The organism is Microseira wollei NIES-4236 (genome assembly GCF_020521235.1).
GTDB lineage: Bacteria > Cyanobacteriota > Cyanobacteriia > Cyanobacteriales > Aerosakkonemataceae > Microseira > Microseira wollei.
Genome location: NZ_BLAY01000103.1, coordinates 1 through 25,985, shown reverse-complemented (window position 1 = coordinate 25,985; position 25,985 = coordinate 1). Strand labels below are relative to the sequence as shown.

Genomic DNA, 25,985 nt, shown 5'->3' with positions numbered 1-25,985 from the left:
ACCAGAATTTTAATAATTTTATTGGCATATAGGTGGCCTATTGAGGTAATCTATCTCTTGCAGTAACAGTTATGGGTCTATTTATGCTTCCGAGTATTTCTACCATTCCACTGCTCCAACTTGCATCGGGCGATCGCATCTCGCTCCAAGTCTATAAATTCATCGGTGCTAAACCAGGTAAAAAAGCCTATTTACAAGCCAACTTACACGGTGCAGAAATCGTCGGCAATGCCGTCATTCACCAGTTAATCGAATTCTTGACAAATGCCAACGAAACTGATATTTACGGTGAAATTTGGCTAGTTCCCGTTTGTAATCCTTTTAGCACCAACCAGCGCACTCATTATTTTTCTACAGGAAGATTTAATATTTACGATGGTAAAGACTGGAACCGCATTTTTTGGGATTATGAAAAAGACTGCGAAGATTTAGAAGAATTCCCTAAATATCAGATAGATTTGGATGCGGAAACGATGAGAAAAAACTATTTGGAAAAAATTAGATTGGGCTGGGAAAAGCAAGGGGAAAAAATCAAATCTCCCCAGGGAGTATCTTTGAGCGAGTATTATCGATATCACCTGCAATCTTTGTGTTTAGATGCAGATTATGTAATTGACATCCACAGTTCTAGCAATCAATCAATCGATTACATTTATGGGTTTCGGGGAAGAGAAGAAAGCGCAAAAGCTTTCTTGCTCGATTATGAAATTTTACTCAACGAATACGATGGCAATGCTTTTGACGAAGCGTTCTTGAAACCTTGGTTAGCATTAGAGGATAGTTTGGCAGACTTGGGAAAGTCTATTACATTTGATATAGAATCCTGGACATTTGAACTCGGTTCGGGTATGGAAATGAATCCCGAATCGGTGAAAAAAGGCGTGTTGGGAATTAAAAATTATTTGGCACAAAAAGGCATATTATCCATTTCTGGGTTTCCCCTGCCAGAAACCGCCTCGCATCAAATTAACTTTATCCTCAAAACTCAGATCAAAAAATACTATGCTCCCGCAGGGGGGATGGTTCAATCTAGAGTTGACTTGGGCAAAAAAGTTAACGCGGGAGAGCGGATTTATCAAATTATCAGCTTTAATAAAGAAGAGAAGTTACCAAATTTGATTGATGTTTGTGCTGAGAAAGCTGGGCTAGTTTTTGATGTAGCAACGAATCACGGGGTTAACCAAAGCGAGTATGTATTAACTTTGGTGGAATTTGAGGATTAAGGATTATAATCAAACTTACGGCAATATTGTTGGATAGCGCGATCGCACCCATTTCCGCCTGCGATGCGATCGCTCCAACCTAACTTGTTACGCTAGATCTTGGACTTCACCCTGTGAGTAGTCGAACACCCCAGCACCGCATCTGCGTTAAACACAATCGTAAATTGAGCATTGGGGATTAACTGCCGAATTATCTGCATATAACCCTCTGCGTCAGAGCGATTGTAGAATTGGGCTACAGTAATTCGCTGCATATTCGGAAGCAAGCGAACGATCAACCACTGGTTGAGGCGGTCTTTGTAAGGCATAATTGAACTTATCTCCATTAATGTTGGAGCCAGAGCCAGTCAAAGTGCTTTTCCAGGGCAAAGACTGGCTTCTGACTTTTATTGGACTTTGCGTGTACGCTTCCCAATGCCATAGACAACTCTATAAATTAGGGTTTTGCTTGGGAAATATTCTCTTCACCTGGCAAATTTTAACGCTCTCTAACCTCCTTGGTAAATAGATCTTTTGCCACAATCTTTGCCAGGGTGAAGCATTTGCGTATAAAGACTCTGGTTTTCCCCTAATATCCCGCGCGCAAATGCTTCAGACCTACTAAAAACTGCTGCAATCAAAAAGATAACACGCTTTTTAACTTTGTCTATAAAATCAATATTTTTTTACATAGTTAACTACATATAGTCAACTGACTATATGTAGTTAACTGAAATTAGCAGGCATTCTTTATATTATACTTAGTGATGAAATAGAGTAATCTAAAATTTAAAACTCAAAATATAAAACCAAATGTCATTAGGGAAAAAGCTAAGAGAAAGACGGGAAAGCCTTGGTTTAACGCGCATACAAGTAGCAGAAGCGTGTAATGTTGTCCAATCAACTGTCATCAACTGGGAAACAGATAGACAAGTACCCAAACTCTACCCAGCACAAATGAAAGCATTGTGTGAATTGCTGAATTTGACACTAGAAGATTTAGTGGAGATCTAAAAGGGTGATGCGATCGCTAGGTTCACTAAACCTCTGGCAAAAATATTTGAGGCGGGCAGAATGCCCACCCCACAAAACCAGAAAAATTCTTGTGGGGTGGGCGTCGGTGCCCGCCCTTCAAATCGTCGATCGCTAGGTTGACTAGACCTCTGGGAAAAATATTTGAGGCGGGCAGAATGCCCACCCCACAAAACCAGAAAAATTCTTGTGGGGTGGGCGTCGGTGCCCGCCCTTCAAATCGTCTCAAAAGGACTTTTACAAGAGGTCTACTATATTGGCATACTCAAACCTTTCAAAGGACGCGCCTTCTGATCTGCGGTCAAACCCTTACTTTGAATTAATACCCCAAAACCGCCCAATCCCATCGGGTTCATCAGCTGATGTAAAGCCTCGCGACGTTGCAAAACTTGATGGATTGCTTGAGGATTTGTAGCCTCAATCGAAGACAGGGAAGCCATGCGCGAACCCAATCCCAAAGCCATCAAAAAAAATTCCTGCTTCACAAAACCAACCTTCTCCAATCCGCACAATTCACCCCACCGTTCCAACGCGGTAAAATCGACATGAGCGGTAATATCTTGCCTGCCAATATTCACGTAGGGATTATCGTGATGGCGGTGGCGATAGTAACACTGCAATGTCCCTTGCTGGCGCGCCGGAGTGTAATATTTATGGGCAGGATAGCCATAATCAATGGTGAGTAAATATCCTCGATTGAGTTTATTTGATACCATACTCAGCCAGTCCAATGCTGCCAGATTTACCTCGCTGCGATATCCATCCGGATAAGCACTCGATGGTAATTGAATTCCAACCAATTTGAAATACTCGGCAAGTTTGGCGGTTGAAGGTTCGCCCGTCACCTCTACAAACCCTTTTTTCTCAGAAGATTGAGTTAAATTTAAAGGAATCGATCGATCTGGTGCTACCATGTCCAAAGCGTAAGAGGGTGGCGGTAGAACTATGGGATCGATTCCTATCAAAGAGCGAGAAACATATATTTCTTGCAGTTGCCCTTGTTCAATTACAAACAGATGGACGGGAAAAGCATCGACTAATTCATTAGAAAAAAAAACCCCGATAATTGAGGCATTTGGTATTTCTTCTAAAGCGCACCACTTTAAAGGCAATCCTTGTAAACGCTGCTGCTGTTCTCGTTTCAGAACAATTGATTTTTCAACGATGATATATTCCCAAATATTGAAAAAATCAGGGTATTGCAGTTGTAAATATTTCAGAATATCTGCCGCTAAAATTCCCTGACCTGCCCCCATTTCTACGAGGGTAAAAGGCGAAGGTTTGCCCATAATTTCCCACATATTGACAAATTGCTCTGCCAGCAACTCGCCAAAGTCAGAACCAAGGTGGGGGGAGGTGAAAAAGTCACCTTGCGGCCCGATGTGGGCGGCGTTGGTGGCATAATACCCGTGCTGTGGGTGGTATAATACCAAATCCATGTATTCAGCAAAAGTAATTTGTTGCTGGGGATTTTCGGCAATCGAGAGCGCGATCGCATCGCACAAAGCTTGATTGTTGTCGTTAAGATCGGATTGCTGGACTACCATAAAACATTTTCTTTAAACCAATTCGGCTCGGCGAATTGTCTGGTTTATTCAATATTTTACCTGTTTAATTCGCTCCGGTGTCGTTTTTCCGCAAGTTCCTAAGCTGCTATGCATCTAATTTTACAGTCAATTTTTCTGATATTCTTGTGGGATGGGCATCTTGCCGGTCTCTTTATTCGATTTAAATGCGGAGCAGCGTAGGGGCGGGTTTATCGCAATATTTCCTGGTTCCTCCGACAGGTTGGCTAAACCAGCCCCTACTACAAACCACATAAAAAAATAGAGCAGCCGCACCTTGATGCAACTGCTCTTATTTAAACTCGGAGCGATATTTCCTAACGATCTACCGAACCCATGATGATGTCAATACTGCCCAAAATTGCCACAATATCGGCAAGTTTTACCCCCTTGAGCAGGTGAGGGAAGATTTGCAGGTTGTTGAAATCTGCTGCACGAATTTTCCAGCGCCAAGGGAAGACATTATCATCCCCAATAATGTAAATTCCCAGCTCGCCTTTGCCGCTTTCAATGCGGACATAGTGTTCGCCTTTGGGAATCTTAAAAGTTGGGGCAATTTTCTTACTGATGAATTGGTAATCAAAACCGTTCCATTCAGATTTTGGCCCTTCTTGCATCCGCTTAGCTTCCAGGTTCTCATAAGCGCCACCGGGAAGTCCTTTCAAGGCTTGGCGCAGAATTTTAACCGACTCGCGCATTTCGCGAATCCGTACTAAGTAACGAGCGAAACAATCTCCCGCTGTTTCCCACTGTACTTCCCAATCAAAATCGTCGTAGCATTCGTAGCGATCAACTTTCCGCAAGTCCCACTTGACGCCAGACGCGCGCAGCATCGGACCGGAAAGCGCCCAGTTAATGGCTTCTTCGCGGGTAATAGTGCCGATACCTTCCACCCGACGGCGGAAGATCGGGTTATCGGTAATCAAGCGCTCGTATTCGTCTACTTTGGGATCGAAGTAGTCGCAGAAGTCTTCGCACTTGTCTACCCAACCATATGGCAAATCAGCCGCAACGCCGCCGATGCGGAAATAGTTGTTGTTAACGAGGCGATAACCTGTGGCGGCTTCCCACAGGTCGTAAATTAGTTCCCGTTCGCGGAAGATATAGAAAAATGGAGTTTGAGCGCCAACGTCCGCCAAAAATGGCCCCAACCACAGCAAGTGATTCGCGATGCGGTTTAATTCCAGCATGATGACGCGGATATAGCTGGCGCGTTTGGGGACGGGAATATCTGCTAGTTTTTCCGGCGCGTTGACAGTGACAGCTTCGTTAAACATCCCCGCCGCGTAGTCCCAGCGGCTGACGTAGGGGACGTACATAATATTGGTGCGGTTCTCGGCAATTTTTTCCATGCCGCGATGCAGGTAGCCAATCACCGGCTCGCAATCGATCACATCTTCCCCATCCAGGGTGACGATTAACCGCAACACCCCGTGCATCGAGGGATGGTGCGGCCCCATGTTGAGTATCATGGGTTCCGTTTTGGTTTCAATTCTTGCCATAGAAGCGCAATTTTAATTTTTGTTTCGCTCTTTAGATTATATTGGCTTATGCCCGCGCAGCTGAGTTATCGCTGGCGAGAGTAGCCATAGCAAATTCTTTGGCTAAAGATTGGCTGGTGTTGAGCGTTCTATCTATTTTTGCTTAAGTACCACCAAAGTAATATCGTCAAAAACTTTCTGCTTGCCGATATGTCGCCGCAGGTCGTCAATTACCGCTTGCCGAATTTGTGCGGCTGATTGGTGACGGTTTTGTTGCGCCACTTCCCACAGTCGCTCTCATCCGTATTGCCGTTTATTAATATTGTCTTCTAAGGTACAATAAAGTAGAGCATTTTCAATAGAAACAGCAGATTGGGAAGATAGGACTTTGACGATTTCTAAACGGTTTTGCGTCAAGGCTCCTGAGACGAGATTATTTTCTAAATAGAAGAGGCCAATCAGTTGGCCTTGGTTGACGATCTCCGCACATAAAATAGACTTCGGTTGGTGCTTGACAATGTAAGGAACGGTAATAAATATGCCTGGGTTAATGGCATCATTTAAAACAATATTTTCCCGATATATGGCAACATAATTGACCAAATTTAGTGGCAAACTATCGCTGCTTTCTACTGGCAAAGATTGCAATACTTCTACTCGCGCATCAAGCTATAGTGCAGCTTCAATCGTTATAGCGGTTTAATACAACAGCGGCTAGAGGCGCACTGCTGTGCCCCCCTTCACCAATAGATCGCTGGCAAAAGTATCTAACCTGCCAGGGAATAAATTCCAAGGGCTTTTAGCGAAAGTCCGTTTTAACGGAATGGTTTCATGGCATTTAGTCGGTTTTAACCGACTTGTAGAGACGTTACATGTAACGTCTCTACAATCCGGAAATTTATTTCCGGGCGGGTTTGATACTTTGCCAGCGGTCTAATAGACAACTACTGTATTCCACCAAGTCACAAACCGCTATAATAAGTTTTTATTCGATAATAAGATGAGGAATCCTTTTTGTGTGGCAAACCCTCTTTAATCGAGGGTTTGCCAGAGTTTCTGTCTACAATGAAGAGTTGTTGATAAGTTAGATTGAACGCACCATTTATGAGAGAGCCAAAGCTCAATGCTGCATTAAATATCGCACCTAAGGATATTGAAATTATCCTATAGGAATTACCAACCCAGAATTGGGGTGTGATATAATGTCAGGCTTTTCACCCATAATTAAAACTCGACCCGTCCCCTTCCGCGTCAGAGCGTCAGTTCTAACTATAGGTAATCAAACGGACATGATATGAGGGTCATTCCCGGAGATGAATTGAATTTAAACTACAAGGTACGGGTTTAAATACCCGCGGGGTGGGGAGGTTCCGTGGTGGATTTATTCGAAACTTTTCCAGTTCTCAGTTCGGGAGACTCGGCGTTAAAGATTTCAAAGACCGGAGTCATTTTAGATTTTACTTTCACTTGGACGCGAGCGATAAATCTCAAGTCGTAATCGATTTTGTAACTCTTCAAATGCACCGATCGGGGCAAAGCATTGAAGCAATAATCTAGGCTAGGTAAACTCCCGCCCACCTCTACTAGAGTGCTGCGCGGAAAGCAAAAGCTATATCAACAATTGATATCATGTCAGGCTTTTCACCCTTAATTAAAATTCTCCGCGTCCCCCCGTCTTTAGCGTCAGAGCGTCAGTCCTAACTATGGGTCTTCAAGCGGACATGATATGACGGAGGATCTGACCCCTCACCAACCCCTCCTCGTTTGCGAAGTGGCTGCTGCGGCTAGCGGAGAGGGACTTTCGTTGTGAATCCCTCTTCCCTTTTTTCTGAAGAACGGCTGCCATTCGCCATCAGTAGTAATGAGGATAAACATACCGATCGAAGAGTTCCCGAATCTGGCGATCTTTCCTACTCACTAAAGCTTGATAATCGGCTTTAACTGGAATGGTATAAGAAGCGGTACGCTTGGCAATTTTAGGCAACCATGCTGTATGAATGGTAAAACCAAAATCCAGGCTGGGATGGCTCAGCTTGCACAGTGGGCCTTTGGCAAGATCCTCTCCATCGAAAATCCAAACTTCTTTACTATCGGGACCGAAAGCAACACATACGATGTACCCCTGCGTTGATGAAGCCTCTGCCGCACCGGATGGGATGAACTGCGGCGAGTTGACCATGTAGCCATTAGGGAACGGGTAGCAATCTGCGATCGCGATTTTTTCGTCCTGCCCCACATTAACGCGGAACAAGCAGGCTGGAACCCCTTTCTCGGCATACAGCAGCACATCTTCAACGGGGATCGTGCGATAGCGATAGTTGTCGGTCAACTTGACAAGAAACTCCGTCAGCAGTTCGTTCCACAATCCCAAACAAGTCCAGTAGATATTGTCAAACCTCGCCGGAGGCATTCCTGTATCCGGATTGACACCGTAGGTGAAAAACGCAATTCCCCAGGTACTCCTCAAATCCTTGATAATACGATCGGACAGGAGCGTACCCGTTTCACCATCGATGACATATCTTCCGATGTAGCTAATATCGGTTTCTTCTGAGATCATCCCATGCAAACGAGGCGGCACGGGTCGCTCGGGCGCAGTACCCATGCGATCGCAAGCGCGCAACCACTCAGATCCCTCCCAAGCGCAGACATGTCCGAGGTGTAAGACCAATCGATCGTCCGTATTATCCCAGTCCGCTATGATGTGGATCGATTCGCGGGGAAGCACCAGTTTGCGAGCCACAACCGTTATGTCAGCCTCCCCCTGCTTCGGCTTGGAACCCGCCTTCAGGTCAGCACGACGAATAATGTATAGTGTCGTATCAGGCGATTGCCGATCGACCAGCAAACACCTGATCAGTTGATTGAGCTGCATCTGGTCGTGAAACGGATTATTCATGCCTTGTTCCAAACCGAATCTAAACGCCGTTTCCATCAGCACTACATACTTTTCGGTGACGGCAATTTGGTGCATCGTTTGCTCGATGGTCACGGACGATCCATCGTCCAATACGACTTTCCACCGCTCCAAATCCCCCTGACCGTCCCAGCGCAGTAAATAGACGAAATCTTTCAAGCCGATAAGTTTGCCGAACCATCCAAAGGACTTGCCATAATTGACCGAAAACATCTGAGACGTTCTCCCATCGAACGCCGGGTGTGCTGTATTGACACTCCCCGCTCTAAAGATACGGGGATTCTAAGTTCATCATCGAAACTTGCTCTACCAGACTCTCGCCAAGTAGCGTAGCGGTTTCAACTCCCTTAGCGTTACTTCGGGGATGCCCTCCCCTAGCTTGCAACGCAAGATTTAAAATATTTATCGCTGCATTTTCATCTCTGTGCGCTACGTATCCACAACTACAAACATGGGTACGAGTTGATAGAGACTTCTTAACTTTTACCCCACAATTGCTACATTTTTGACTCGTATATCGTGGGGAAACAGCGACGGCAGTACGCCCAAAAACAGACGCAAAGTACTCAATCCACTGCCTAAATAAATACCAACTGGCATCGTTAATTGAAAAAGCTAAACAGTGGTTTTTGACCATGTTGCGGACACTTAAATCTTCATAGGCGATTAAGTCGTTAGACATCGTGACGCGACGCGCTAGTACAAGAGCGTGTTCGATGCGTTGCCTACTTACTTTTAGGTGTTTTTTGGAATATCGGCGTCTTGCCTTTCTACGATTGTTTTTACCTTTCTCCTTTTTGTAGATGCGCCGTTGGGCGTGCTTAATAGATTTTTCTGCCTTAACTAAGAATCTGGGATTGGGTTCTTGGTGTCCGTTGGAATCGGTGTAAAAACTCTCCAAACCTACATCTATTCCGATGGCGTTACCCGTTGCAGGTAAGGTTTCTTGGCGCTCAACCTTGATAGCAAACTGACAGTAATAACCGTCGGATCGACGTACTAATCTCACCCTTTTAATGGATTCAATCGGGTAGGTATGGATGTCCCACTTACCCAGCAACTTAACTTCACCAATCCCTTTCTTGTCGCTAAAAGTGATGCGACGTAGGGTAGGGTGCAACTTCCAACCCGATGTTTTGTACTCGACAGAACGATTGTCTTTTTGGAATTTGGGATATCCTTTTTTGCCCGGTTTCTTGGCTTTACAGTTATCGTAAAACCGAGAGATGGCAAGCCATGCGCGCTCGGCAGATGCTTGTCCCGCATGGACATTTAAGTCTTTAACAAATGGGTAAGTATTGCGTAATTCTGTTACGTGATTGCAAAGTTTGGCGTAGTTAACTTTAGCTTCTTTGGGAGCATCCATCCAGTGTCGTAAGCATTTATTCCTGACAAACTGAACCGTTCGGATAGCTTCTTCTATAGCTTGATATTGACTTGGCTTAGCTTTGACCTTGTACTCCAGAACTAGCATGTCCGACCTCCATTGCTATATTTTCATTCTACTAGAAGGTAAGACGTTTGACCGGATAATTTATGAAAAATTTTAGGATTGAGGCCAAGATTACTGAATATGAAATGCGTCAAGTGTCTGAAGAGGCTGCTAGGCGAGGAATGACCAAATCCGAGTTAATTCGCAGTTTAATAGCCAAACTTCCCGAACCTTCACCCAAAAAAGAAGGCGGTTAAAACCGCCGCGTCGTGCTATCCCCCGGATAAATCGCGGGGGCTTGCACACTCCCGAAAAATTTTAGGTCATTACCGGATTGAAGACAAAATTGAGCGGGGTCTTGGCTTGCGGTTCCCACTCAGCATTCCAACCAACAGCGGTTGCCACCTCCAGCGTTTCTAGGTCAATTTCGTAAGGACGACCCCCATCCCAACACACTAACAAGCGATCGAGAGTGTCACCCGTAAATCGGATCGGCAAAACAGCTGTATTCAACTCGTTCCGCAATCCCAAATACATGGATGACCGCCCCAAACCGTGATTGCCGAAGCGGTACTTTCGATATGCTGGCTCGGTTTGGGTGGCGAAATCGGCCCAGTAGCACGGCGGCTTGAGAATACTGCTCGTCACTCGTACCCGACCAGGTTGGTCGAAATCCAAGCGGTAAACGGCTCCATCACCATTGAGCGTCGGCGTACCATCGGCGTAAGGAATACCGCCCGATTCGATCGATCCGACAGGTGTAGCAATAAAGATGTGACCGTGCAAATCCTGGGGAACTTCACCCCAAATGCAATCGAGTTGCACATCGGAAAGTTCGTTTCGGCTGGCGGTCATTACGGACTGGGGAACGGGTGGGGCACAATTTGTTGCGGTGGTTTCGTGTGGGGGTTGAGTCATAGGTGAATTCGATCGTGTAACGGTTAATAACCTTGCCAATTGCATAGCGCTTCACGCTGGTACAGTCACAGCTTAGAACAAGGAATTGCCGGAATAAAAAAAAATTCAATTTAGACAACTTAGACGATCAACATTGCGGAAAGCGCGAGTATACTTCCCGAGCGAAAAATGCCTTGATTTTATTTTGCAATTTGGGAAATCCGAGGGCTAATTTGTTCACAATTTCCTCATGGTCTTGTTTGATAGAAATGCAGTATAAACCCTCTTGTCTGGGGGCTATTTCTGTCAACCAAGTGGTATGGGTGGTAAACGCAAAACTGAGATGGGGATGGCTCAATTTGCATAATGGCCCGCCCTGCAAATTGCTAGCATCAAAAATCCAAATTTCACTCTTGCCAGCCTTCAAGCGATCGCACCCATCGAGGCAGTCGTTGTCGGGATTATAGTCGGGATTGTAGTTAACGGTGCAGGTAAGATAACCGTCAGTCGATCCACCCGTTCCGTTAGCGCGGGGGACGAATTGAGGGGAATTGGCAAAATAGCCAGCTGGAAACTGATATCCGTCCACAATTTCCATCTGCTGCACATCCAAGCGGCACAAACTGGAGGGAATCCCTGTAGCCGTCATTTGCCGCACTTTCTCCACAGGAATCTCTCGATATGGATAATCGGCATACAGCTTATCGATGAACTCGGGCATTAGATCCTGCCACGCGCCGTAGGAGTTTAAATAGATATTTTCAAACTTTCCCGGCGGCAGCCAAGTATCACCAGATTTAACGTTGCTGTAGGCGTAGAGTCCGATCGCCCAAGTGTAGTCCAAACAATAAGTCAATCTTGGTTCGGCTGTGAGTTGACCCGTTTTGCCACAAATCTCGTAGCGCCCCATTTGATTGATGTCCATGCCATTGATTAACATTCCGATCGGGGGACATGGGTTATCCGTAAGTGGGGTATCAGTGGGACGCAACCATTCTCCCACATCCCACCCACAGGCATGGATGGCGTGTAGGGTAATTCTGTCATCGGGATTGTCGTAGTTGACGTGGAAGTGAAATCCTTCTCGCGGGATGGTGAGTTTTTGGACTAAGACTTCTGTATCTGTTGCATCGCCAGTTGCCGGACGCTGACCTTCTACCAAGCGATCGCGAGGGATGATGTAAATGTTACTGTCGGGCGATTGCGGGCAGGCTAAGTATTCTCGGATCAGTTTATCCAACTTCTGGTTTTTAAACTGGATCAGCTGGCTGAGACTCATTTTCAGAGACGTTTCCATCAATACGATGTAGTCTTTGGTGACACCGATATGGTGTAGGGTTTGCTGGATGACGACGGGTGTTCCATCGGGATTCACCAACTTCCACCTTTCTAAGTATCCTTTGCCATCCCAACGCACTACATAGGTGACATCCTGCAATTTTGTCTCTTCCGTCAGCATTTGCCATCCTAAGCGAATCAGCTGTACTAGATTTCCTAAATATGGTTTCCTACAGCTCAGTCTAAAAATGCGATACGCTGAAATTGCAGTACGAATTAGTTTTTTAACCACCCATGAGAATTTACCTTTCCATTTAATCAATCGTTTGAGTTGCGAGATCGTCCAATGCAAGACATCTAAAATAGTTTTAACAAACTCTTTAAACGTCGAAATCTTGTATTTGAATGAGCTAAGGATAATCGTTTTCAGCGACTTAGTGTAATTGACCGTAAATACTTCGTTGGTGCGAGGATCGAAGTACGGGTGCGCCGAACTCATAATCAGAGGAAATGGCAATTTTAGACGTATTTGATGAACCCATTCCTTGTTCCACCCCAGCGGCGTGACGACCTCTAAGGATTCCGGATCTATTTCATAAGCACGACCCGCATCGAAGGTGACGAATAGGCGATGGCTGGCTTCATCGGGTAATTTCATCGACAGCCAAGACGTATTGACAACGTTGCGAATGCCCACCCATTGGGAAATCCTTGCCCAGCCGAGACAGTAGAATTTTAAATCCGCGTAGGTTTCTTTCTGGAAAATGGCTTTGTCCGCCCAATATGACGGTGTACCAACGATGCGGGTTTTCATAAAAACCCGACCTGGTTCGGCGGTTTGGCCTCGCTTGTGAAAATCGAGGCGAAATATCATGCCATCGCCGCTAATCAGGGGAGTTCCATCAGCAGAGGGAAGAACGCGATCGGTGCCTGCTAGCGGTTGAGAATTGACGAAACCTGCGGCAGCAAGGATGAAGATATGACCTTGTAAATCTTCAGGAAGTTGTCCTTCGATTGACATCGGTTCGCTATTAACAGCATGACGATCGACGGTTAGGATTGCCGCTGGAAAATTCGGACCGCAAGAGGTCTGGAGCATATTTTATAAATTCTTTAGAATTTGTTTTTTGCTATAGTACCTGCTCCTTAGCGAACTCTTCAGGAAGTTAAAATGCCGATCTTGTCGGAAAAGCGCGATTTCTGTCGAACCAGACTGTAAAATAGAATTTAATATTTTATTTATATTTTCGTGTATAGCACTACGCAAATACGTTAGGACAATTTTTGCCACCGATATCGGCTCTTCCGTACATAGTGCGATCGAGTTATTTATGATACCAATAAAATCATGCGTTCGGGATTAAATCGAATCAAAAAATGGCTGTCATTCGGCAGGGAAAAGGGGAAAGGAAAAAGGGGATTTGGGGGATTTGGGGAAAGGGGGATTTGGGGATTTGGGGGATAATGGGGGAAAGAGGGCAAGAGGAAAGACAAAGGGAAACAGAGGAGAAAAGAGTCTGTGGTGAAAACAGGGACAAACTTTTGCTTTCCCAAATCCCCCAAATCCCCTTTTCCCAAATCCCCCTTTCCCCTTCCCCCTTCCCCCTTTTTGGTCACACGCTGAAGTTTTCTACGGCAAAGTTGTTCAGACAATCAATGACCATTTAGAGGGGATTTGTAACTACTTGCGGCCCCATGTTGAGTATCATGGGTTTTTCAATTCTTGCTATAGAACAGCAATTTTAATTTTTGTTTCGATCTTTAGATTATATTGGCTTATGGGTGAGCAGTTAGATTAAGACAGACGGTCATAGGCATAGCAAAATCTTTGGCTAAAGATTGGCTAGTCTTGAGCAATTATTCATAGCGGTGCAGAACAATGGCAATGCGGCAAGAACAGTTTGATGGATTAGTTCAGCGTTTAGAGAATTTTGCCCGTCAGCAACCTGGGATTTATAAGCTGCGCGTTGGCCTTTTGGCTGTGCTTGGTTACGCTTATATTTTCTTAGTTTTGGCAGTTTTGTTAGTGGTTGTTGCCTTAGTTGTAATTTTGGTGATATATAGTCAAAGAATCAGTGGTGCGATGATCAAGCTCGGTATTCTGGCACTGGTTCCAGCGCTGATTGTTGTGCGATCGCTCTGGGTAAATTTCCCCCCACCCGCAGGTTTACCCCTCTCCCGCCAACAAGCACCCCGTCTATTCGCCCTAGTAGACGAACTCACCGCTAAACTGCAAGCTCCCCGATTTCACCTAGAATGTCGCAATTCCTCTCACCGCTATAACGAAGTTTAGCGGTGAGAGGAATTGCGACCAATAAATAAACGCGCCTAGCGCAACCACATTAATTGAGCTATAATCATTATGGTGAGTTTTGTGAAGAAATGAATCAAGTCTTGACGCTAGTTGTAAAGCTTCAAATTAGTAACGAACAACAACAATTGTTGTCCGATACAGCTAAGGCTTTTGCGTCAGCTTGTAACTAGATTAATCAAAATGTTAACTTTAACCTAACTAATAGAAACTCAATCCAAGCTGTCTGCTACAAAGATGTTAAAGACCAGTTTGGGTTAACAGCCAATCATGTAGTTAGAGCTGGCGCTAGAGTTGGGGCTAACCGCCTAACAGCCAAACAAAAAAATAGAAAAGTTAAAAGCTTCAAGCCTACGAGCTTTGATTGCGATGCCAGAACTTTTAGTTTTATTGAGCTGGACTGGACTGTTAGCATTTCTACAACGGGCAAACGGCTGGTTGTCCCTTTAAGAGCCAGCAATTACCATCGGGGAAAGCTAACAGGTCAAAATCCTACTTCGGCTCAAGTTTGCTTGCACAAGGACGGTTTCTGGTACGTCCACATACAGCTAAAGTCGGAAACCCCTAAAACTACCAAGACTGATAATGTGATAGGGGTCGATTTTGGCAGGCGCGATATCGCTTTCACCAGCACTGGTCAATCCTGGTCAGGGAAGGAGATTCAAAAAACTAGAGACAAATATAGTCGCGTTCGGGCTTCTTTGCAAAAAAAGGCATCTCAAGGCACAAGGTCTACTAGACGCAGAGGCAGATGGGGGGATACCAGGCATGGCTAAACCATAATATAAGCAAATCAATCATTCTTGAGGCTAAAGAAACTCAATCCTTTATCGCTATTGAAAACTTATCAGGGATTCGACAAAGGACTAATTCTAAACCTAGAAACAAAACTGAAAGAAGACGGTCAAATTCATGGGCTTTTTATCAGTTAAGGACTTTTCTCGAATATAAAGGAATGAGGGAAGGAATTGAAGTAGTAGCTGTCAATCCGGCTTATACAAGCCAAACTTGCCATTGTTGTTTGTATATCGGCGTGAGAACCGAGAAGAAATTTAAGTGTAGCAATAAGATTTGTGGCTGGATTGGAGATGCAGACGAAAACGGCTCAAAAATGATTGCTCTGTTGGGGCTGAGTGTAAACCAGCCTAGAGGTTCCTGGTTATCTTGCGAGATAACTGGAGGGCTACCAAAAGCCCACACTATAGCGTCAGCTTAGTGTGGGTAGTTTACCATATTTTACTACTCGATGAATTCAATGCAGCGGTTGTCCAAAGACCTCGTTTAGGTATATTTGGATGGCAACAAAATTATCTCTTAATCGGGCTACCTTTAATGCAAGCCCTTTCTCAAAGTCAATTTCGCGCCGTTCTCGCCCACGAATTGGGACACCTTTCTGGCAACCACAGTCGCTTTGCTGGCTGGATTTATCGCCTGGGAATCACATGGTATCAGATATTAGAAAGGCTACAACGCGAACAGGGGGGATCTTCGTTTATTTTTGATAGTTTCTTTAACTGGTATGCGCCATTTTTTAATGCCTATTCGTTTGTTTTGGCGCCCATGGACGAATACGAAGCCGATCGCTGTGCCGCCGAATTAGCCGGGGCCAAAAATGCCGCCGAAGCGCTGATTAATGTAGAAGTCAAAGCCAGATTTTTAGAATCTTCTTTTTGGCCCGATGTTTTGAAACAAGTCCAACATCAAATCGAACCTCCAGCCACAACTTACACCCGCATGTTTACTGCCTTGGAGACGGCTGGGAATTCTGAATTTGCTACGAAATGGTTACAACAAGCCCTAGCAGAAAAAACCAATAACGCCGACACCCATCCCTGTTTATCCGATCGCCTGACAGCATTAGGATATTCTCAAGCTAACCAGCAGAAACTCACCCTACCTCCGCCGGTTAAAACAAGCGCGGCGCAGCAATTATTAGGGGATGTTTTAAACGAATTGACAGCGTGCTTTAACAATAACTGGAAACAAGCTAATGACACCCCTTGGCGGCAGCGATATGCTTACGTTCAAGAATCGCTTCAAAAGCTGCAATCTTTGCCAGAAAAAGCCCAAAAACAACCTCTAACAAATGAAGAAGCCTGGAACCGCGCTTGCTGGACTGCAGAATTTAAGGGACAGGAAGTAGCTCTCCCGCTGTTTAAAGAAATACTGGAAACTCAACCTAGTCACGCAGCAGCTAACTATGCATTCGGGCAAATATTGTTACAAAAAGATGATGAAATCGGCATCGTTTGCATCGAAAAAGCAATGAAAAGCCAGCCAGATTATGTAATCGATGGCTGCTATTTAATTTATTTTTGTATGAAAAATAAAAAATAAAAGAAGCAAAAGCGTATCAAAAGCGGGCTGAAGAATACTACGAAATGGTGCTATTAGCTAGGCAAGAGCGCTCTTTTGTAAGAGCGAGTGATGAATTTAAGCCGCACAAACTATCAGCTTCAGAGGTCAAAAAAATGTGCCAGCAGTTGTCTAATTACCCTGAAGTGAAAATAGCTTATTTGGTGCAAAAGGTGGTAAAATATTTCCCGGAAAAACCTTTCTACGTCATGGGAGTAGAGCGGCATCGGGGCTGGTTTGAATTAGATAGCGCTCGCCACGACAACTCACTCATCGATCGCTTGGCTAACGAACTACAATTCCCCGGCAATGCCTATATCATAATATTGAACAACAATACGAATAATATCGCCAAGAAATTGCGTCAAGTCGAGCAATCGGCTATTTATCCAGGGTAAACCATGAAAACTAACTCCCAAACCTCAATTGAAACAGAAGAACCCACATTTGTACACGTTTCCGTCCTAAGTCGGGAGTTAATTGCCGGATTGGAAATTCGTCCGGGTGGACATTATCTCGATGCTACCGTCGGCGGTGGCGGACACAGTCGCTTAATTCTAGAAGCCGCACCGGATACTAGAGTAACCGCAATTGACCGCGATGAAGATGCTCTAGCCGCCGCCAAGACAAATTTATCCGAGTTTGGCGTACGCATCCAATTCTGTCGCGTTAATTTTTGTGATTATAAACCAAATAGCCTTAAATTTGATGGTATAATAGCCGACCTTGGCGTCAGTTCGTTCCAATTCGATACCGGCGAAAGAGGCTTTAGCTTTAGACAAGAAGCAGCTTTAGACATGCGGATGGATCGGCGACAATCCCTCACGGCATCTGAAATAATTAACCATTGGGAAGAAAAAGAGTTAGCAGATATATTCTATAAATACGGAGAAGAACGGCTATCGAGGCGAATTGCCAAAGCGATTGTAGAACGGCGTCCGTTTCAGACTACGACCCAATTAGCGGAAGCGATCGCGCAAAACGTCCCCCGCCAATACCGCTACGGTAGAATACACCCAGCCACCCGCGTATTTCAAGCATTGCGAATCGTAGTTAATCAAGAACTCGCATCCTTAGAAACATTCTTAGAACTAGCACCTAACTGGCTAAAACTTGGTGGCAAAATTGGCATTATCAGCTTTCATAGTTTAGAAGACAGAATCGTCAAACACACCTTAAGAAATTCAGCCATACTGCGAGTACTAACCAAAAAGCCAATTGCACCCCAAGATGACGAACTCGCGAACAATCCGCGCTCTCGTTCTGCCAAATTAAGAATAGCTGAAAAAGTTAGCGACCAGGCTCAGAAATAAACTTCAAGTTTAAAGCTAAAATTACTTAAAACTGACTAGAATAACTCAAGTTGCTAGTTATCTCTCTGGGAGCGGCTAATGGCGTTACTAGGCTCTGCCCTGGTCACGAGGCTAATGGCGAGATTGGTAAAAATCCTAGATTAGCAATTAGCAATTAGCCATTAGCAACCTTCTTGTTTATAACTAGCAACTTGCGTTAATATTCAGACAGGACTTACGCAGTTCGAAACGATCGCCTTTGTTTCTTCCTAAATAGAAACCCGGTTTTTTGCGTAATTTTTGTAAGGACAAGGCGTAGATAAATTTTGATTTATACCCAAAGATTGTATAATGCCGTGTCCCTACAATCTGAAATTTATTTTCTTACACCCCTAGTCCTACCAATCACCAATCACCAATTATCCATTAGCACAGGACTTACGCAATGGCGTTGCCAGAAACCCGGTTTCTTCGTCGATATGTTGCCAAAGGATTTCTCGTATCACCTTTGTTTCTTTGCGTAATCACCAATTACCCATTAGCAATTAGCAATTAGCCATTACCTAATTATTCTTTTCGTTGTTTTTGTCTTGCGTCCAGCAGATAGAGGAACCTCGCGGGGAATTTCTATTGTGAAAGTGGAACCTTCTCCCAAAACGCTTTGAACCGTAATTTTTCCATTCATCATCTGTACCAGTGACTTAATAATCGCTAGACCCAAACCAGTACCGTAATATTTTTTGGAAAGACTTTGATCGACTTGTCGAAAAGTTTCAAAAATCCGGTCTAAATTTTCTTGAGCAATACCAATACCGCTATCTTGAACCACAATAGCGATTTTATCCGGTGAAGGTTCCGACGCCTCAACGCGGACAAAACCAGAGGGGGTAAACTTAACCGCATTAGAAAGCAGGTTAACTATAATCTGGCGCAGGCGAACGCTGTCGTTGATTGCGATTGGGTTATTCAAACTGATGTCCAAGTTTAAGTCTAAATGCTTTTCTTGGGCGGGGGAACGAAATTCTTCTACCGCGTTGGTTAAAAGAACCTCCAAGTTGACAGGTTCCGGTAAAAGTTCCAACCGACCAGATTCGATTTTAGATAAATCTAAAATATCGTCAATTAGCGATAACAAATGTTTGCCATTGTCGAGGATGCGCTGCACCATATTTTCTTGCTCCAGCGTCAGCGGTTGTCCTTTACACTGGGTGCGCGAACGCGCCGACGAATGCAGCAGCAATTGAGAAAATCCAATCACCGCATTCATCGGGGTACGCAATTCGTGAGACATCGTCGCCAAAAACTGCGATTTCAATCGCGCCGCTTCCATTAGCTGTAAATTTTGCATTTGAATTTGCTGGCGTTGATTTTCCAGTTCTCGGTTTTGATTGGCTAAAACTTCGTTTTGATTGGCGAGTCTTTCTTCCCGTTCTTCTAAAGTTTTAATCAATCGAGCGTTGTTAATTGCGATCGCAGCTTGTTCTCCCACCGCCACCAGCAGGTGTCGATCTTCTTCATCAAACGCCTCCCTATCTTCCCAATTACCGATCCCCAGCACCCCCAAACACCCACCCTGGGGCGAATTAATCGCCACCGTACAAACAGAAGCGGGTAAAGAAGCCCGCAGCATGGGACATTGAGTATTGAGCATCTCTTGGGTACGGGCGCTTTTAAAGTCCCCTACCGTCGAAACCACTTGCTTTAGCCATCCATCTTCCTCTAATCGCAATCTTTCCGTACCAATTCCAGCGGTGACGGTTAACACCATGCAATTCTCCTGCGTCGCCGCTTCGCCAACGCCAGTCTGGTTATTTAGCACGATAAAACAAAACTGCGCCGCTGCAATCGCATCGCAAACCGACTGCGCCATCACTTGCAGCAGTTCTGGTAAATTAGCCAAATGCTGGTTGAGCAAATTGGAAAGCCGTTGTAGCGTCCGCAACTGTTGCTGTTGTTCGCCCAAAATCAAAACCGCTCTGCGAAGATTATTGCTCGCTTCCTGGGAATCCAGGTAAAGTCTGGCATTGATTTGGTGTATCTTTTCCAGTTGTTCCAGTCTGGTGCGTAGCTCTTCTTCCACCTGTTTGGCGGGTGTAATATCCCCGATCGCACCTGCCATCCGCACTGGCTTGCCAAAAGCGTCCCTTTGTGCTTTTCCCCGCATCATGCAGTAGCGATATTCCCCAGAACTATGGCGCAGCCGCAATTCTAAATTAAATTCAGCGTTGTGACAAAGATGAGCCCTAACCGCATCCTTGAGTTTTTTTCGGTCTTCCGGATGCAGCAGGTCGAAAAATTTTTCTACGCTCGTGTTAAAATCATTGCCAGACTTGCTCAATTCAGTCGCAGACTGTCCAATAATTTCTTCAATCCGGTGATTACAGTAAACTTGGTTTTTGGTAATATCCCAATCCCAAATCCCATCGTTTGATCCTTCTAAAACCAAGCGATAGCGTTCCTCGCTTTCTTGGAGCCGGTTTAGGGCGCTCGCCGCCAGAGTTTCCGCGCGGTAGATGCGAATCGCATTATTCATACTGCGAGCCAGGGTCTGGGCGGAAACTTGCTCACAATAAATATAATCGGATGCCCCAGATTTCATCAGTTCCATGGCAATTTCCTCGTCTTCCTCATTCGTCAGCACAATCAAAGGCACTTTTAACCCAAGACTTCGCACTTGCCGCACCAAAGTCAAACCATCCCCATCAGGTAAGCGATAATCGAGGAAAACGCAGTCAAAGGGTTGCTGCTGCAATAGAGCGATCGCCTTCTTGCTATCGGCGGCTTCTGATACTTCCACCCGCGCGCCAGCAGCCATTAGAGCGCAGCGAACCGCTCCCGCATCCACCACCAGTATTTTTAGCTTCTCTTCCATAGTTCTTAAAAAAATTTATGATTTTCTCTAATATCATTTGCTTATTTTTCCCCAAAAAGCTAAACCTAAAACAGCAAACATGAATTTTTTACCTTTGAGGCGGTTAATTTCCAGGGTAACAGTTGTTAACCAACTGCTTAAAATGCTATGTTTTGATCGTAAAAGAAGAGTTGGCCACAATATTACCTGAAACAGGTTGAACCCTTGCTGAATCGGCTAAGGGTTGAAGCGCGACCAGTTGCTCCGTCCCTGATGGCAGGTAAGAACAAGCCGTCATTATCAACAACTTTACCCGTTTATTTTTCCTTAATTGTGAACTGAAAATTACACATTTTACTCTAACCTGTGACGGTGTTTGCCTTACATCGCTGGTGGGAGACAAGGGAGATAGAGGCTCTCCCCATCTTCCCTTCCCAATTGGCTCAGAAGCAACCCGATTGCCATAGGAAATATGTCAACAGAGGGAATTCAACATCGTTGTTAGTGTCTAAAATGTATCCAATGCCTATGAACTCCCTCCTTCTAGCGATAGGTGTACTCGTTCTGGATAATTGGTAAGTTGCTTAAACTTGAATAACGAAATAGAAAAAAAGACCATGAAAGAAATTCGCGTAGCCCTAATTGAAGATCACGACCTCACCCGGGTGGGGATCCGGACGGCGCTGCAACAGCGAGAAGAAATTCGCGTCGTGGGGGAAGCAGCAAACGGTTCAGAGGGACTGAAGCTGTTACAAGACTCGAAACCAGATATTGCCATCGTCGATATTGGACTGCCAGACATGGATGGCATCGAATTAACTCGACGCCTGAAGGCATCGGTGACGGAAGAAGAACCCGCGCCAAAAGTGTTGATATTAACATTACAGGACAATGAAGAATCCGTCCTGGCAGCGTTTGCCGCTGGGGCAGACTCTTACTGCATGAAGGATATCAGCTTCGATCGCTTGTTAGAAGCGCTGCGCGTCACCACAGAAGGCAACGCCTGGATCGATCCGGCGATCGCGCGCATCGTCCTCAAACAAACAAGAACTGCCCCCACACCCGTCGCGGCAATACCCGAACCCGTCGCCACCGCCAAAAAAGTCACCATCGAGGCGACGGAACCAGAATACACCCAGATGCTGGAAGCATACCCCCTAACCGAACGGGAGTTAGAAGTCTTGCAACTGATTGTGGAAGGCTACAGCAACGCCGCGATCGCAGACAAGCTTTACATCACCGTCGGCACCGTCAAAACGCACGTTCGTAACATTTTAAACAAACTCTGTGCCGATGACCGCACCCAAGCCGCCGTCCGCGCCCTGCGCTCCGGTTTGGTCGGCTAAGTAGATGTTTGAAAGCGGTAGTTTTTAATACAAGGATAATATCAGCTCCAGCCGGCGCGCTGGCGTCCCAGAACAGGGGTAACGCCAAAGCGGGCTGGTGTTTGATCATCGATAGTCTGTGGGTGACACATGCACCTAGTGCGCTCGCGAGGGCATCGCTCCTAATTCTGGCAATGGGAAAGACCCTCTCCCTTTTGTTTGGCAAATCAAGCTAGGCTATAGTAGCGACTAAATAACCAGCACTCAAAAGTGGAAATGCCCAGAAAAAAAGGGGATAAAATTCATATTCAACCTACTTATGCCCAAACAAAAAACCTGCAACCCTATACTCAGCAGGTTCAACCCACTCAAACTCAGGCAAGCGGCAAATTTATTCGGAGGTCCAAAAGGAAGTTGAGGTCACCGACCTTGTTGCCGTCAAACCATCGCTCAACTGCAGCAGACTTTCCGAGAACGGGCTATTTGGTGTAATTTTGTATACAGGGAAGCGACAAACCCGACCCGCGCTTTCCTAGCAATCCTTTAAAGTAGGATGAATCGTTCAGCGAGTTTTTCTAATATGACTGGGGGAGAAGGCAGCAAACTGAAATTAATGGTAGTGGATGACGAGCCTGATAACCTAGATTTGCTGTATCGCACATTTCGGCGCGATTTTCAAGTCTATAAAGCCGAAAGCGGACCCAGCGCCCTAGAACTGCTGGACAGAGAAGGCGAGATGGCGATCGTGATTTCCGACCAACGGATGCCCCAAATGAACGGGACAGAATTTTTAGGTCGGACTGTGGATCGGTTCCCAGACACAATTCGCATTCTGCTGACAGGCTATACGGATGTTGAAGATCTAGTAGACGCGATTAACTCAGGTCAGGTATTCAAATACATTACCAAGCCGTGGAATCCGGCTGAACTCAAAGCAGTCGTTCAACAAGCCGCAGAAACATACAAAGTGCTAAAGCGGCGAACCGATGAACTGCACCGCGCCTTGCAGCGCGAAACTTTGTTTAATGCGGTAACCAGCGCCATTCGGGAATCCCTGGATTATCGCAGCATGTTACAAAGAATTGTAGAAACAATCGGTCAAACCTTTAAAGCTACAGAGTGTCGCCTGCGCCCCGTAGAAGGCGATCGCTTGCTGGAAGAAGCATTTTCCTACCAAGTAGACGATGCCAAACCCAACGGCAATGGTGAAAATAGCGACTCCCTGTTAGAAAAGGCTCTCAAGAGCCGCCAGACACAAATTAAAACTAGCAGCGATAACGGCAGCTATTCGGTCGAACTGATAGTACCCCTGATCTGCAAGCAGGAACTACTAGCCGTTCTCTGCCTATACCAAGAAAGCACAAAAGCCACTTGGTCACCCGAAGACATTACCCTGATTGAAGGCGTCGCCGAACAAGCCGCCCTCGCCGTTTCCCAAGCCAAACTCTACCAGCGCACGCAAGTGCAAGCTGAACAAATGCGTGCCGAGTTAGAGGTAGCGCGTCAAATTCAACACAACTTGCTACGCCAGGAACTACCAGAAGTAGAAGGTGTAAGAATCCAAGCTTGTTGCTTTCCAGCACGGGAAGTCGGCGGCGATTTTTTTGAAGTCTATGCCCATCCCAAAGGAGATATTTGGCTGGCGGTGGGAGATGTTTCCGGTAAAGGCGTCCCAGCAGCGTTATTTATGGCAAGTGCCATATCGGTGATGCGGCGAGAACTGTCCCAAGAAAACCCGCCAGAACCGAACGTCGTCATGCAGAGCCTCAACAGCGGCCTCTCAGAAGACCTGATCGGCAACAACTGCTTTATTACAATGGTTCTGGCACGTTACACCCCCGCAACGGGGCAATTGGTCTATGCCAATGCTGGTCACATCTATCCCCTCGTCTGGTCTTACCAAACTAAGGCAAGCCATACTGGGGATGTTGAACCCAATTTCCTTAAGGCTCGAGGCGTCCCCTTGGGCATTTTGCCAAACTGGAAAGGCGCAGCGGGCAGTTTAGATTTAAAACCCGGTGAAGCACTTTTATTAGCAAGTGATGGAATTACGGAGGCAACTATTACCAGTGAAATGGCAACATCAGTAGGTATTGGCGATAGCCAGTCTAGCGCCAATTTAATGCTCAAACAAGAGGGTCTGTGGGCGCTGCTGAAGCAGGAAAATAGCCCGCTTGACTTGACCCGACTCTTAGCCCGCATTCGGGGAAACAACCAAGTACAGGAAGACGACCAAACTATACTCTCGTTGGAGGTTCTTTAATCAATGCGAACGGAGCTGCATATCCCCAGCGACCTAAAGTTTTTAACAGTGGTTGAAAACTGGCTGTTGGGCTTTTTGGAAGCAGAATTACAAGAAACTGTCGATTGGCCTCGGCAGTCAAGTCGCCTGCGCTTGGCTTTGGTAGAAGCATACTCGAACGTGGTGCGTCACGCTCACAGAGATCAACCCAATCTACCAGTCCTGATTCGCTTAGAACTCAAAGAGCGAGATCTGGCTTTGGAAATTTGGGACCACGGCACCGGGTACGACTTATCCACCTATCTGCCACCCAATCCAGAAGATAAACAGGAAAACGGCTATGGCTGGCTGATCATGCATCGGCTGATGGATCGGGTAGAATACCGCTTACAGGTGAATGGTCGCAACTGTCTCAAGTTAGAAGCGAGTTTGCCAAAGTTCACTAAGGCGGTTCCGGACAACAACAGCAAATCTACCTTGGTTCCTCAACAGCAGCCCTTGGGCTGAAGCATAAGACCCACCGCCGCTGTTTTCAGCTCTAGTTAGCAACTAGCGGGCTATTTGTTCAATTTGGCTCGCCCATGCTCGCGTTTCCCTGCTCGCAAGCAAGGCTTTGATTGGCTTAATCGCTATCAAAGAGTTTGGGTGCATTGGGTTGCCCCACAGGGATACGAACAAGCAAAAACTAAGTAATCTTAGGAAAAAATTATTACCTCTAGCAGTCCTCGACTAAAAGCAGGGAAAGTGCGGGAGTGAGGCTAATGAATTGCTAAGCAAAACTTCTATAATCCTCGCTTCTGTCTCCTGCTAGGGAATTATGGTAAAAAATAATACATCCTCAAACTGCCTGGATTAAACCGTTACGCCTACGCGATTGGGTTTTTGAAGCCGCATCGCTTACTACTACCTGATTCCTGCATCCGACAAACTCGGCGATTAAGTCTTCCTTACAAAAATTCAGAGAAAAACAGATTAATTAATCGAAATTACAAGTTTTGTAAAGATTGATGGCTAAGGCGGCGCAATCCGCAGATAAACCTTTAATATATTTGAAAAAAGTAAAGCAAATTAATCAGCCCTCAAACTTGTAGAAAGTAAAGATCTGCTTTCTGGGCGGCTTGACTATTGACAAAAAACCCATAGACCGGAGCGAAGGACCATGACCCAGCCGTTTTCCCTCTCTCCCCGCTACCGTTTGGATGACGAGTCTCCCTGGTTAGAAGGCATCGATCCAACCCGTCATTACTGGATTGCAGTCAACGGCGATGCATCTCACACAGTGCCGATACCTGGATTGATGGTTTCTTCTTTAAGCGAGTGGAAGCAAGCGATCAAGCAGTTTCGGGGGCTACAACCGGGGGATCGGATGGAATTGGTTCGAGTCGCCAATGTTTGCACGATCCACTGCATTAGCCAAAACTGTTACGCGCTCGCACAACAAATCAACCAAGCCCCCGTCTGGCACCTATTCGATCAAGAAACTTTAGAAAGTCTGTTGAGAACGGCTCACGCAGACTGGCAATGTAACGCCAACGACATCGATTTAGGCCGCAAGCTGTTGATGCGTTCCTTGCAGCAAGCGGCAGCGACATCAAAATTGTAACGGCTGCTAGCGGCGCAGATTTAATAACTCTTGGGGAGCTTATAGATAGCTGCTGTTAATGTATGCAAATGTTTTAAAATGTCTCTATGATGGAGAGCTATAAGCCAGGATACTTTACGGGTTGAAGTCAGAGAAAAAGGTGATTAAAAATGCTGCTTTGCAAAAAGATAAAAATTATCATCAGCCAAACTGACGCTCAAAC

General features: G+C 45.6%; 23 protein-coding genes. 12 read left to right on the top strand and 11 right to left on the bottom strand.

The window, feature by feature from the left end; translation table 11 throughout:
• Positions 1-83: 83 nt before the first annotated feature.
• Positions 84-1,223 (top strand): succinylglutamate desuccinylase/aspartoacylase family protein, encoded by a 1,140-nt coding sequence (locus MiSe_RS29310; protein ID WP_226587145.1) that lies wholly within the window; start codon positions 84-86, stop codon positions 1,221-1,223.
• Between the two features lie 92 nt (positions 1,224-1,315).
• On the opposite strand, the gene MiSe_RS29305 is transcribed toward MiSe_RS29310, so the two are convergent.
• Complete coding sequence (locus tag MiSe_RS29305) at positions 1,316-1,531, bottom strand: hypothetical protein (RefSeq protein WP_226587124.1); 216 nt, start codon at positions 1,529-1,531, stop codon at positions 1,316-1,318.
• A 484-nt stretch (positions 1,532-2,015) separates the two neighbouring features.
• Here MiSe_RS29305 and MiSe_RS29300 point away from each other — a divergent pair, with 484 nt between their 5' ends.
• Positions 2,016-2,216, top strand: a complete 201-nt coding sequence (locus MiSe_RS29300) for a helix-turn-helix transcriptional regulator (RefSeq protein ID WP_226587123.1) — start codon at positions 2,016-2,018, stop codon at positions 2,214-2,216.
• Here MiSe_RS29300 and MiSe_RS29295 read toward each other — a convergent pair.
• From MiSe_RS29295 to MiSe_RS29265, 7 genes are all read right to left on the bottom strand, one after another.
• Positions 2,213-2,407, bottom strand: a complete 195-nt coding sequence (locus MiSe_RS29295) for a hypothetical protein (RefSeq protein ID WP_226587122.1) — start codon at positions 2,405-2,407, stop codon at positions 2,213-2,215. The genes MiSe_RS29300 and MiSe_RS29295 overlap by 4 nt on opposite strands.
• 78 nt (positions 2,408-2,485) lie before the next feature.
• On the bottom strand, positions 2,486-3,781 hold the full coding sequence (locus MiSe_RS29290; protein ID WP_226587121.1) for a class I SAM-dependent methyltransferase: 1,296 nt from the start codon (positions 3,779-3,781) through the stop codon (positions 2,486-2,488).
• A 335-nt stretch (positions 3,782-4,116) separates the two neighbouring features.
• On the bottom strand, positions 4,117-5,301 hold the full coding sequence (locus MiSe_RS29285) for an NAD(P)H-quinone oxidoreductase subunit H (RefSeq protein ID WP_226587120.1): 1,185 nt from the start codon (positions 5,299-5,301) through the stop codon (positions 4,117-4,119).
• Between the two features lie 132 nt (positions 5,302-5,433).
• The gene (locus MiSe_RS29280) at positions 5,434-5,571 is read right to left on the bottom strand and encodes a hypothetical protein (RefSeq protein ID WP_373872896.1); all 138 of its coding nucleotides are present in this window, start codon (positions 5,569-5,571) and stop codon (positions 5,434-5,436) included.
• 6 nt (positions 5,572-5,577) lie between these two features.
• A complete protein-coding gene (locus MiSe_RS29275; protein ID WP_226587116.1) occupies positions 5,578-5,895 on the bottom strand; it encodes a GAF domain-containing protein in 318 nt (105 codons plus the stop codon).
• Positions 5,896-7,132: 1,237 nt separating this feature from the next.
• Positions 7,133-8,470: a carotenoid oxygenase family protein gene (locus MiSe_RS29270; protein WP_226587144.1), complete on the bottom strand. Its 1,338-nt coding sequence runs from the start codon at positions 8,468-8,470 to the stop codon at positions 7,133-7,135.
• Positions 8,463-9,671 (bottom strand): RNA-guided endonuclease InsQ/TnpB family protein, encoded by a 1,209-nt coding sequence (locus tag MiSe_RS29265; RefSeq protein ID WP_226587114.1) that lies wholly within the window; start codon positions 9,669-9,671, stop codon positions 8,463-8,465. The genes MiSe_RS29270 and MiSe_RS29265 overlap by 8 nt, the downstream gene beginning before the upstream one ends.
• 62 nt (positions 9,672-9,733) lie before the next feature.
• Here MiSe_RS29265 and MiSe_RS29260 point away from each other — a divergent pair, with 62 nt between their 5' ends.
• Positions 9,734-9,886: a ribbon-helix-helix protein, CopG family gene (locus MiSe_RS29260; RefSeq protein ID WP_226587112.1), complete on the top strand. Its 153-nt coding sequence runs from the start codon at positions 9,734-9,736 to the stop codon at positions 9,884-9,886.
• A 61-nt stretch (positions 9,887-9,947) separates the two neighbouring features.
• On the opposite strand, the gene MiSe_RS29255 is transcribed toward MiSe_RS29260, so the two are convergent.
• Both MiSe_RS29255 and MiSe_RS29250 read right to left on the bottom strand, forming a co-directional pair.
• Positions 9,948-10,547 (bottom strand): carotenoid oxygenase family protein, encoded by a 600-nt coding sequence (locus MiSe_RS29255; protein WP_226587110.1) that lies wholly within the window; start codon positions 10,545-10,547, stop codon positions 9,948-9,950.
• Positions 10,548-10,674: 127 nt separating this feature from the next.
• Positions 10,675-12,903 carry a carotenoid oxygenase family protein gene (locus MiSe_RS29250; protein ID WP_226587109.1) on the bottom strand — a complete coding sequence of 743 codons (2,229 nt, stop codon included), beginning with the start codon at positions 12,901-12,903 and terminating at the stop codon, positions 10,675-10,677.
• A gap of 780 nt (positions 12,904-13,683) precedes the next feature.
• Here MiSe_RS29250 and MiSe_RS29245 point away from each other — a divergent pair.
• From MiSe_RS29245 to rsmH, 5 genes are all read left to right on the top strand, one after another.
• The gene (locus MiSe_RS29245) at positions 13,684-14,097 is read left to right on the top strand and encodes a M48 family metalloprotease (protein WP_226587107.1); all 414 of its coding nucleotides are present in this window, start codon (positions 13,684-13,686) and stop codon (positions 14,095-14,097) included.
• A gap of 769 nt (positions 14,098-14,866) precedes the next feature.
• The gene (locus tag MiSe_RS29240; protein WP_226587106.1) at positions 14,867-15,331 is read left to right on the top strand and encodes an RNA-guided endonuclease TnpB family protein; all 465 of its coding nucleotides are present in this window, start codon (positions 14,867-14,869) and stop codon (positions 15,329-15,331) included.
• Positions 15,331-16,452 (top strand): M48 family metallopeptidase, encoded by a 1,122-nt coding sequence (locus tag MiSe_RS29235; protein WP_226587100.1) that lies wholly within the window; start codon positions 15,331-15,333, stop codon positions 16,450-16,452. Before MiSe_RS29240 ends, MiSe_RS29235 begins: the two co-directional genes overlap by 1 nt.
• Before the next feature lie 134 nt (positions 16,453-16,586).
• Positions 16,587-16,868 (top strand): hypothetical protein, encoded by a 282-nt coding sequence (locus MiSe_RS29230; protein WP_226587098.1) that lies wholly within the window; start codon positions 16,587-16,589, stop codon positions 16,866-16,868.
• Positions 16,869-16,871: 3 nt separating this feature from the next.
• A complete protein-coding gene (gene rsmH, locus MiSe_RS29225; RefSeq protein WP_226587094.1) occupies positions 16,872-17,783 on the top strand; it encodes a 16S rRNA (cytosine(1402)-N(4))-methyltransferase RsmH in 912 nt (303 codons plus the stop codon).
• Between the two features lie 538 nt (positions 17,784-18,321).
• Here rsmH and MiSe_RS29220 read toward each other — a convergent pair.
• Entirely contained in the window at positions 18,322-20,634 is a 2,313-nt protein-coding gene (locus tag MiSe_RS29220) for a hybrid sensor histidine kinase/response regulator (protein WP_226587088.1), read from the bottom strand.
• A 596-nt stretch (positions 20,635-21,230) separates the two neighbouring features.
• Here MiSe_RS29220 and MiSe_RS29215 point away from each other — a divergent pair.
• The 4 genes from MiSe_RS29215 to MiSe_RS29200 all read left to right on the top strand — a co-directional run bounded on the left by MiSe_RS29215 (position 21,231) and on the right by MiSe_RS29200 (position 25,783).
• Positions 21,231-21,959, top strand: a complete 729-nt coding sequence (locus MiSe_RS29215) for a response regulator (RefSeq protein ID WP_226587086.1) — start codon at positions 21,231-21,233, stop codon at positions 21,957-21,959.
• Positions 21,960-22,518: 559 nt separating this feature from the next.
• Positions 22,519-24,201: a SpoIIE family protein phosphatase gene (locus MiSe_RS29210; RefSeq protein WP_226587143.1), complete on the top strand. Its 1,683-nt coding sequence runs from the start codon at positions 22,519-22,521 to the stop codon at positions 24,199-24,201.
• Positions 24,202-24,204: 3 nt separating this feature from the next.
• On the top strand, positions 24,205-24,687 hold the full coding sequence (locus MiSe_RS29205; RefSeq protein ID WP_226587085.1) for an ATP-binding protein: 483 nt from the start codon (positions 24,205-24,207) through the stop codon (positions 24,685-24,687).
• A gap of 652 nt (positions 24,688-25,339) precedes the next feature.
• Positions 25,340-25,783: a hypothetical protein gene (locus MiSe_RS29200; protein WP_226587083.1), complete on the top strand. Its 444-nt coding sequence runs from the start codon at positions 25,340-25,342 to the stop codon at positions 25,781-25,783.
• Positions 25,784-25,985 lie beyond the last annotated feature (202 nt).